The sequence below is a fragment of the Halochromatium sp. genome (assembly GCF_046541315.1).
GTDB lineage: Bacteria > Pseudomonadota > Gammaproteobacteria > Chromatiales > Chromatiaceae > Lamprobacter.
Genome location: NZ_JBKHDN010000108.1, coordinates 1 through 9,104, shown reverse-complemented (window position 1 = coordinate 9,104; position 9,104 = coordinate 1). Strand labels below are relative to the sequence as shown.

The following is a 9,104-nucleotide window of genomic DNA, read 5'->3' as shown; positions in this document are numbered from 1 at the left end:
GCCGGCGGACAAAGGCCCGCCGGCCGTTCGCGCCGTCGGCCTGATCGGCCTGATCTCGGTCGGCTCGGCGGCGTCGGCGGCGGCGTGATCGCGCTGCTGCTGTCGCCGATCATCTGCTGATCATCCTCGGCCTCATGTTCGTCGGGTTTGCCGGCGTGGCGATCGGCAGCCTCCTGCTCGATCTTCGCACGTCCGGCAACACCGGTCGCCGAGTCGCTCACCTTCGCGCTGGCGGCGCTCTCGACGCTGAGGCATCGGACCGACGCTGCGTCGATCGCGGTCATCTCCGACCCTGCTGCTCGGCTTCAAGCCGCAATGGCATCCCTGTTGTCCGGCTGCAACGCTTCCTTGGCCTTTTAGTGGGCTGGATAACACCGCAAGCGCTGCACATCGACTGCCTGCGCTGCGGCGAGTCGAAGTTCCTGAGATCGGGATCCAGTCGGCGGTGGTGGTTATCGGCCAGACAGCGGTCGAAATGCCCCAGGTCGCCTCCCAATCGCTTCCCAATCCCCGGGTTCTCCGACGTTCCGGCTTCAAACCGCTCGTGCTCGTGTCCTCGCGCATCATCGACTCATCATCGCAAGTCATTGATGGCCATCGATCAATGCCTGCTCGCAGAGAGATCGCATGAAAGTCTGGCCTAGGCCTTGCTGCGCAAAGGATCGAAGACATCGTGCGGATTGTTCCCCGTTCATTAGCACCCCAAGGAGCAAAACCCTATGAAGCAGAACTTAAAAATTGGCCTTGTCGTTTTCGTCGTGCTTGTGCTCGGCTTTCTTTATCTCCGCTGGGGCCCGAAATCCTGGGAGGTGCAGATCACCGGCGCCACAGGCGATGGCCGCGACGTCCAATATCGGATCGAAACGGTCAAGGCGGGCACGTCGGACACCTTGATCTTCAGAAACGAGGACGCCGGCTTCTTGCCGCCCTACTTCAAGTTCGACTCCGCTCGGCTGCAATCCGTTGCCCGGCAGGTGAGCGAGGAGTGTCCTGAGGAAGCTGTCGACATCAACGGCTATAGCCTTCGCATTCCTTGGTTGAACATGTTTCCCAACGCCGTCTCCATCGACGCACCGGAGCGTTGCCGCAAGGCGGCGTCCTCCTAATCTCCGGGCCGGCTCATAGCGGCTGAGCGCGAGCGCAAGGTTAGCGTGTTCCCTATGCACTGAAGCAATGGCGATACCAACGCAAAGGCGATGCCAAGTGATCGGGCAATGGCGATGCCGAGTGGTCGCGAGCGAGTGGCCGATCCCGCCGCGCCCGCGATTCCAGGGTTTGCAGCTGTGTGGTGATTTCACCCGACTGCGGTCTATTTGCCCCGCTGGGCACTGGCGCGATCTCTGGGACCATGCCGCAAGGCTCGTCGCTACCCACTTCGTCAGCGTTCAGCCCCCTTGGTTTTTTCCCTCGAACTGGCGTAAGGCACTGATTCAGCGTTCTTGGGAACCGATTCTTGGAGGGGGCTGAACGCTGACCCCGCTTCAGCTCAGGCGCCATCGGATTCCGGAATGCGCTGTGCTTGTTCAATTGACCGTCAACCCATGACGGCTGCTTGCAACCGAACCGAGGCGAACCCCTATGACCCATCAGAGTGAACAGCTCGACGCCGTGCGCAAGGCATGGCGAGACGACCCGGACATCGGCGAACTGACCGACCGTCTGCATCTCATCCCCAAGGAGACCGAGCCAGCCTGCCAGTGGCGCGTCGTTGGCGAGGTTCCGTCGATCGCCGCGCGCCGCAAAGCCACTCGGCTCGCGCGCGAGACCTTGGCGACAGCGGAGGTCGAGGACGACGTCTCGCTCGAGCCGGCCATCCGGGAGTCGGATGACGCCCTCGCCGCCGAGCTGCGCAATACCTTGCGCGCCGAGCCAATGCTGAGCGAGGTCCGCGTCATCGACTCAGGCGAGCGCCCGCCTGCTCTCGAGCAACCATGGATCGGTGCGATCACCCACGCAGGGGTGGTCCATTTGGGTGGATGGGTGCCGGAGCGATCGCTCGCGGCACTGGCTGAAGGCGTCGCCTGGGAAACCCATGCCTGCCGTGACGTGCGCAACCTGATCCGCTACGACCCGCTGAACGAGAGTCCTGACCAAGCCGTCGCCGAAGCCGTGACGACGCTGATGCGTGAGCATCCGCATCTTGCGGATCAGCCGATTCATGTCGAGGTGAGGCTCGGCGAAGCGGCCCTCGGCGGGACCGTGAGCGACGACAAGAAACGACAGCTCGCCGAATCGCTGTGCTGGTTCGCGCCCCATGTGCGGGCCGTCGACAACCAGCTCGAGATCTCGGGGGAGCTGACCTGACGCCGCCGGCCGCCGCGCGAGCGCGGTGCGGACGATGATCTGCACGTCGACCTCGATCAGGCGTTCGCCGCCGAGTCGGCGCCGGCGCCGATCCTCGAGCACGGTGAGCAGCTTGGTCTGCAGATCGAGATCCATCTCGGCGATCTCGTCGAGGAACAGGGTGCCCTCGTGCGCCATGACGGACGAGCGAGGGACGCCCATCGGATCCACAGGAGCGGCCGCTAACAACCGATGACCTTCGGCCGATGGGCGCGCGTCACGTTTGGGCTAACGGCAGCTCAAGGGTCGCGTGATCCTGGCCGAGCACCAGTGCACCGTCGCTCTCGCGCACGACGCGCTCGACCGCTTTGAGCATCAGCTGGTAATCCGCTCGCTCGGCCGGGATTGGCAGGTCTGGCTCGCCTTCGCTCAGCAAACGCAGCCGCAGCCGTTGCGCCGGCCGATCCCGCTCGACGCTGAGCAGCGGGTGTTGCGTGCAGGTCCCGTTACAAGCATTGCCGATACCGATCAGTCGCAACAGATGCACCAAGGCCGCCCGAAAGCCCTGTTCTTCCGTCAGGACGACCGCCGCATCCTGGGCCGGTCGCTCGGCGTCTGCGAGATACATCGAGGCCCCGGCATCCAGACGACCGCCAAACGCGAAGACGACCTCTGCGGCGACCCTGACGACATCGAGCGGGCGCTTGGGTCCGTCCGCGAAACGATTCGCGCGTACGATCTGGGTCAGATTCATCGACAGGGTCGAGACCGCATCGAGCACCCGCTGCAGACGCTCCGCGCGACTGCGTTCCTCCCCGAGTTCGAGCTGCATCGTCTCCGAGACCAGTTCGATCACGCTCAGCGGCGAGCGCAGGCGATGCGCCTGCTCTCGCGCTTGCTCCGCGAGCAGCGAGCGGCGCTCTAACTCGGCCAGGCGTTCGTGATGCGGATCGAGCCTGACGGATGCGACCTGCCCCTGCTGCGTGTTGGAACCAAACCTCGTGGTCATCAGTGTTGCGTCTCCTCGAACAGGTCAACGGCCGGGGGCGGCAAGCCTCCTCATCCGCAGGCGCCTTGCTCTAGCGGCCCGAGTGGTCCGAGTGGCTTGAGTGGTGACTCTTTCAGCACATCCTGAACCTAGCACATCCTAAACCTAGCATAACCCGGACCGATTCAGCATGAGGGTGGCTCAGCGCATGCGGCTCAGTCCCCGTTGATGCCCGGTCGCGCCACATCGACGTCAAGCGCCGCGATCATAGTGTGCTGCCTCGACCTCCTCGTCCCGGTAGTGCGGATCGGTCCATGCGCGCGGCAGGGCTTCGCCGGACGGGAACTGCAGTGCCTGCTTGTCGACGGTTTCGGGATCCTGCGCTTCCTCGCCGTAGTGCAGTCGCACCGCGACCTGCTCATGCAACGGATTCATCAGATCCTGCAGCTCAACGACCTGCATCAGTTTTCCAGTGGATGTGTGCTTGAGAAACATGGGGCCTCCGGGGTCAGTGGGCCAATGCGCCAGCGCTTGGCCGTTCGTCGGCGCTTCGTCGGCGCTGGCGCGGCGCGCACAGGGGCCGCCGCGCCGCTGTGGTATGGCGTGGCCCTGTCGTGCGTATCCCGATAGGACAGCAGAAATCGGGCCAGCCCAGAGAAACCCCGGCGAGCAGTCCGCAATGAGGGGGCGATGGCCCGGGCGCGGCCGCGTGGGCTGGGGCATAGCCCCCAGGGATGCGGCATTTGAACCGCTATCGGCAAGCGGCCAACCCGGCCTCGGCGCATCGGCGTCGGCGCAATCGAGACTCCAGGCGCCCGGCGCGATTCCTGCTTACCAGCGGAGGGGCAATCCGATCCGAAAGAGCGACCCCGGAGGAACCGCCAAGCGCGACCCGGAACCGCCGACAACAACCGCCCAGGAGAGTCGATGTCTAGCGTTGAACAACAATCCGAAGCCAAGCGCGCTGAAACCAAGCGCGGAGCCAGCGACCGGCCGAAGGCGCGGCGCCCGCCTTCCAAGCGGTCCGCCGCGCCCGGCCCGAGTGCCGCTGGTGGCGGGCCACCTTGGCAGAATGCGGTCTACGCGCTGATCGCGATCTTCGCGCTGTCCACGGGGCTGAGCCTGTTGCGCTCTCCGGTACCGCAAGAACTGTCCTATACGGAGCTGAAACAGGCCGTGCGCGAGGGTCGCGTCGCGCAGATCACCTTCAAGGGCGAGCAGGTGAGCGGGCGGTTCGACGCCAGCACGGCTGAAGCGGATACCGGTTCCGAGAGCGACACCAAAGCTGGAGCCGATTCTGGGGCCGATGCTGGAGCCGATGCGGGGACCGATAGCGAAGAAGCCAAAACGGACACCGACGGCGCCGAGAACGAGCAGCGGGACCGGCGTTTCATCAGCACACTGCCGCAAGCGCAAGACCCGGGACTCCTGGACCTGCTCGAACAGCATGAGGTCGAGATCGATGCCGAGCCGACCGAGCCCGGCATCCTCGGCCGTATGCTGATCACCTTGCTGCCGTGGCTGCTGATCCTCGGCCTGTTCCTCTACCTCAGCAACCGCATGCAGCGACGCATGATGGGCGGCGCCGGCGATGGTCAGGGCGGCGGCCTCTTCGGGATCGGCAAATCCAAGGCCAAGCGCGTCCAGTCCGAGGAGGTCGACACCAGTCTCGAGGAGGTCGCCGGGCTCGAGAACGCCAAGGCCGACCTGCACGAGATCATCGACCATCTCGCCGAGCCCCGGCGCTTTCGCGCGCTGGGAGCCAAACTTCCCAAGGGCGTCCTGCTGGTCGGACCGCCAGGCACCGGCAAGACCCTGCTCGCGCGCGCCGTGGCTGGCGAAGCGGGCGTCCCCTTCTTCAACACCAGCGGCTCGGAGTTCGTCGAGATGTTCGTCGGCGTCGGCGCCTCGCGCGTGCGCGATCTGTTCAACGATGCGAAGAAACAGAGTCCCTGCGTGCTGTTCATCGATGAGATCGACGCCATCGGCCGCGCCCGCGGTGCCGGCATGGCCAGCGGCGGTGGCGGCAACGACGAGCGCGAACAGACGCTGAATCAGATCCTCAACGAGATGGATGGTTTTGCGCCCCACGAGGATGTCGTCGTACTCGCCGCCACCAATCGGCCCGATGTGCTCGATAACGCCCTGCTGCGCCCGGGGCGATTCGACCGCAAGGTCTACCTGGAGTTACCCGACCGCGACGCCCGCCACGCGATCCTCAAGATCCACGCGGGCAAGATCGTCTTGGGCGCGGATGTCGATCTGCGGCGCGTGGCCGAACGCACGGTCGGCTTCTCCGGCGCCGATCTCGAGAACCTGGTCAACGAGGCCGCGCTCCTCGCCGGCCGCGCCGGCAAAGACGCGGTCGACATGGCCCGGTTCTCGCAGGCGCGCGACAAGCTGGTGCTCGGCGCCGAGCGTGAGCAGAGCATCGGTGACGAGGAGCGCGAGCTGGTCGCCTACCATGAGTCGGGCCATGCCCTGCTGGCCTGGCTGCTGCCGCATGCCGACCCGCTCGACAAGGTCACCATCATTCCGCGCGGACGCGCCCTCGGCGCGACCGAGCAGGTCCCGCCCGAGGCACGCCATACCTATCGCCAGAGTTACCTACGCGATCGCATTGGGGTGATGTTGGGCGGACGCATCGCCGAGCAGACGATCTTCGAGGAGGTCACCACCGGCGCCGAGGCCGATCTCGAGCAGGCCACCGAACTCGCGCGGCGCATGGTCGGCCGCTGGGGCATGAGCGAGACGCTCGGGCCGGTGGCCCTCAAGTACCCGGACGATCAGGAGGCGCCGGCGCTGGCCATGGGCCAAACGCGCAAGTTCAGCGACGCCACGGCGCAGCGCATCGACGCCGAGATCAAGACCCTGATCGAGACAATCGAGCAGCAGGCACGCCAGCTCGTCGAGGACCACCGCGATCGCCTCGAGCGCTTGGCCAAGCGCCTGCTCGACACGGAAACCTTGAGCCGGGAACAGATCGATGAGATTCTGAATGGAGACGGATAGAGCAGCGCCCGAAGCATCCATTGGCGACGTTCACACCCTGGGATCATGTCCGATGCGGCATCAGACAACAGAGTCCCGCGCCAGCGGGGAGACCTTCGCACTCCAACCGGGCCGAAACTGCTGGCGCATTGAAACCGCCCGCCGCCTCGGCATCTGTGTCGATGGCGAATGCTATTTCGCGATGCTGCGCGCGAGCCTGCTGGCGGCCCGGCGGTCGATCGCGATCGCGGCTTGGGACATCCATAGCCGGGTCGAGCTGGTCCGGCCGGACCCGCGCGACGGCTGGCCGACCGCGCTCGGCGACCTGCTCATGCGGCTGCTCGAAACCCGCCCCGAACTCGAGGTCTTCATCCTGCTTTGGGACTACGCGCCGATCTACCTGCTCGAGCGCGAGCCGCTATTCTTCGGCGAGGCGCCCTGGAGCAAGGATGCCAACGGGCGCCATCCGCGACTGCATTTCATCAAGGACGGGCACCATCCGCTGATGGCGAGCCAACACCAGAAACTGGTCGTGATCGATCGCACCATCGCCTACTGCGGCGGCTCCGACATTAGCAAGTGGCGCTGGGACACCAACGCGCACCGTGCCGAGGAGCCCCGCCGGCGCGATCCCGATGGCGACCCCTATCCGCCCTACCACGACCTGCAGATGCTCGTCGACGGCGACGCGGCGGTCGCGCTGGCCGAGCTGTTCGCCTATCGCTGGCAGCGCGCCGGCGGCGCTCGGCCGAGCGAGCTGCGGCAGGCCGGCGCGCCGGCAGGCGATCAGCGGCGCGCCACCGATCCCTGGCCAGCGGGGATGGACCCCATGCTGCGGGATGTCCCGATCGGCATCGCGCGCACCCTGCCCCGCTTCGATGGACAGCCCGAGGTCCGGGAGTCGGAACAGCTCTATTTGGACATGATCGGCTGCGCGCAGGAACTGCTCTACATCGAGAACCAATACCTGACCTCGCGCCGCATCGCCGAGGCCCTGCGGCAGTCCCTCGAACGACCGCAGGGCCCCGAGATCATCCTGATCGTGCCGCGCGAGACCGGCCATTGGCTGGAGCAGCACACCATGGATCTGATCCGAACCCGACTGCTCAAGGATCTGCGCCAAGCGGACCGGCACCAGCGCCTGCAGGTGTTCTACCCCGCGGTCGCGGGGCTTGGCGACGCCAGCCTGATGGTCCATGCCAAGCTGATGATCGCCGATGACCGGATTCTGCGCCTTGGCTCGTCCAATCTGAGCAACCGTTCGATGGGTCTCGACAGCGAATGCGACCTCTGCCTGGTCGCCGACAGCGATGCCGTTGGCGCGGCGATCCGGCGCCTGCGTCAGCGCCTGATGGCGATGTTCCAGGCGGTCGAGCCGCACACGATCGCCAGCCTCGAGGCCGAGACGGGGACCGCCGGGCGGGCGATCGCCCAGCTCAGGGAACGCGTGGCCAATGCGGACGTGGCCGGGACCAGACCCGAGCGCAGCCTCGAGCCCCTCGCCGACGAACTCGATCCCGAATGGGACCGCCAGCTCCCTGATGAGCGGCTGATCGATCCGGACCGGCCGCTGTCCGCCGATCTGCTCAGCGAGGTGGTGGTGGGCAAGGAACACAAGCCGCACGCGCGCTGGCGGACCTACATCGGTATCGGCACACTGTTGCTGTTCGTCGTGCTCGCGGCAATCTGGCGCTGGACAGCGGTCGGCGACTGGCTGCAACCAGAAGTCATGGCCGAATCGGCGCGCGCGCTGAGCGACTCGCTCTGGGGCGTGCCGGTCGCCACGGCCTTGTTCGTGCTGGCGAGCCTGGCGGCGATCCCGGTCACGCTGTTGATCCTGGTGACGATGCTGGTGTTCGAACCCGTCAGCGGCGCGCTGGTCGCGCTCGGCAGCTCGATCCTGTCGGCGATCGCTGGCTACGGCATCGGGCGTTATACCGGCGCCCGCGCGGTCGAGGCCAGCCTGGGCGGGCGGCTCGCCGATCTGCGCCGCCGCCTGACCCACCGCGGGATCCTGGCGGTGACGACCTTGCGCATCGTTCCCGTCGCCCCCTTCGCGGTGCTCAACCTGATCGCTGGCGCCATGCGGGTGCGTTTCCGCGACTATGTGATCGGCACGGCGCTCGGCATGGCGCCGGGCGTGATTGCGATGGCAGCGTTCGCCGAAGGCGTGCTGACCCTCTTCGGCCGCGCCGATATGCGCTCGCTGGCACTGATCGTCGCCGGCGTCTTGTCGCTCATTGGGCTCGTCTGGCTCGGCCGCTGGCTGGTGCGCGCCAATGGCTGACGGTGCTGACGCCGCAGGGCCCGCCCCGCGCGCGCTCGACCCGCTCCCGCACCGCGCGCGCACGGCTGCGAGCGTGCGGATCGTCGTCACGACCTACAACATCCATCGTGCCGTCGGTGGCGACCGGCGCTGCGATCCGCTTCGCATCGCCGAGACCATCGCCGCGCTCGACGCCGACATCGTGGCGCTGCAAGAGGTCGAAACCCCGGCGCGCTCCGAGCCGCTCCTCCTGCTGCGGCGTCTGTCCGAGCACGGCTATCGCGCGCTGCTTGGACATACCATGCGGCGCGGACCGCATCACTATGGCAATCTGCTGCTGACCCGATTCCCGATCAGCGGGCACCGCCTGCTCGATCTCAGCCAACCGGGCTGCGAACCGCGGGGGCTCATCGATGCGCGGCTGGCGCTCGGCGCCGAGCCCGCGAGCCCGATCCTACGCTGTCTGGCGACCCACCTCGGACTGCGGGCCCGGGAACGCCAACGCCAAATCGCACGCATCACCACGGCCCTCGACGACCCTCTGCCGGCCGGGTTGGCGCCTGACCCAGTGCCTGA

Annotated in this window: 7 protein-coding genes and 1 pseudogene; 5 read left to right on the top strand and 3 right to left on the bottom strand. The window is 66.6% G+C overall.

Annotated elements, in window-relative coordinates; genetic code table 11:
• The first annotated feature begins 719 nt into the window (after positions 1–719).
• Both ACLFQI_RS08600 and ACLFQI_RS08595 read left to right on the top strand, forming a co-directional pair.
• Positions 720–1,106 carry a DUF1523 family protein gene (locus ACLFQI_RS08600; protein WP_410758506.1) on the top strand — a complete coding sequence of 129 codons (387 nt, stop codon included), beginning with the start codon at positions 720–722 and terminating at the stop codon, positions 1,104–1,106.
• Positions 1,107–1,578: 472 nt separating this feature from the next.
• Complete coding sequence (locus tag ACLFQI_RS08595) at positions 1,579–2,304, top strand: BON domain-containing protein (protein WP_410758504.1); 726 nt, start codon at positions 1,579–1,581, stop codon at positions 2,302–2,304.
• 33 nt (positions 2,305–2,337) lie between these two features.
• Here the strand turns inward: ACLFQI_RS08595 and ACLFQI_RS08590 are convergent.
• From ACLFQI_RS08590 to ACLFQI_RS08580, 3 genes and pseudogenes are all read right to left on the bottom strand, one after another.
• Positions 2,338–2,481 (bottom strand): annotated as a pseudogene (locus tag ACLFQI_RS08590) (sigma 54-interacting transcriptional regulator); the annotation flags it as partial.
• Positions 2,482–2,560: 79 nt separating this feature from the next.
• On the bottom strand, positions 2,561–3,292 hold the full coding sequence (locus tag ACLFQI_RS08585; protein WP_410758503.1) for a hypothetical protein: 732 nt from the start codon (positions 3,290–3,292) through the stop codon (positions 2,561–2,563).
• Positions 3,293–3,523: 231 nt separating this feature from the next.
• Positions 3,524–3,766, bottom strand: a complete 243-nt coding sequence (locus ACLFQI_RS08580) for an acetyltransferase (protein ID WP_410758501.1) — start codon at positions 3,764–3,766, stop codon at positions 3,524–3,526.
• Between the two features lie 432 nt (positions 3,767–4,198).
• Here ACLFQI_RS08580 and ftsH point away from each other — a divergent pair, with 432 nt between their 5' ends.
• The 3 genes from ftsH to ACLFQI_RS08565 all read left to right on the top strand — a co-directional run.
• Positions 4,199–6,283: an ATP-dependent zinc metalloprotease FtsH gene (gene ftsH, locus ACLFQI_RS08575; protein WP_410758499.1), complete on the top strand. Its 2,085-nt coding sequence runs from the start codon at positions 4,199–4,201 to the stop codon at positions 6,281–6,283.
• Positions 6,284–6,335: 52 nt separating this feature from the next.
• Positions 6,336–8,549, top strand: a complete 2,214-nt coding sequence (locus tag ACLFQI_RS08570; protein WP_410758497.1) for a VTT domain-containing protein — start codon at positions 6,336–6,338, stop codon at positions 8,547–8,549.
• Positions 8,542–9,104: endonuclease/exonuclease/phosphatase family protein (locus tag ACLFQI_RS08565; protein ID WP_410758495.1), on the top strand; the 563-nt coding region annotated here is incomplete at its 3' end. The genes ACLFQI_RS08570 and ACLFQI_RS08565, both read left to right, overlap by 8 nt.

What these genes read in the sequence shown, in the direction of transcription:
- ACLFQI_RS08580 (WP_410758501.1), bottom strand. Translation starts at nt 3,766, where the DNA reads ATGTTTCTCAAGCACACATCCACTGGAAAACTGATGCAGGTCGTTGAG.
- ACLFQI_RS08595 (WP_410758504.1), top strand. Translation starts at nt 1,579, where the DNA reads ATGACCCATCAGAGTGAACAGCTCGACGCCGTGCGCAAGGCATGGCGA.
- ACLFQI_RS08585 (WP_410758503.1), bottom strand. Translation starts at nt 3,292, where the DNA reads ATGACCACGAGGTTTGGTTCCAACACGCAGCAGGGGCAGGTCGCATCC.
- ACLFQI_RS08600 (WP_410758506.1), top strand. Translation starts at nt 720, where the DNA reads ATGAAGCAGAACTTAAAAATTGGCCTTGTCGTTTTCGTCGTGCTTGTG.
- ACLFQI_RS08570 (WP_410758497.1), top strand. Translation starts at nt 6,336, where the DNA reads ATGCGGCATCAGACAACAGAGTCCCGCGCCAGCGGGGAGACCTTCGCA.
- ftsH (WP_410758499.1), top strand. Translation starts at nt 4,199, where the DNA reads ATGTCTAGCGTTGAACAACAATCCGAAGCCAAGCGCGCTGAAACCAAG.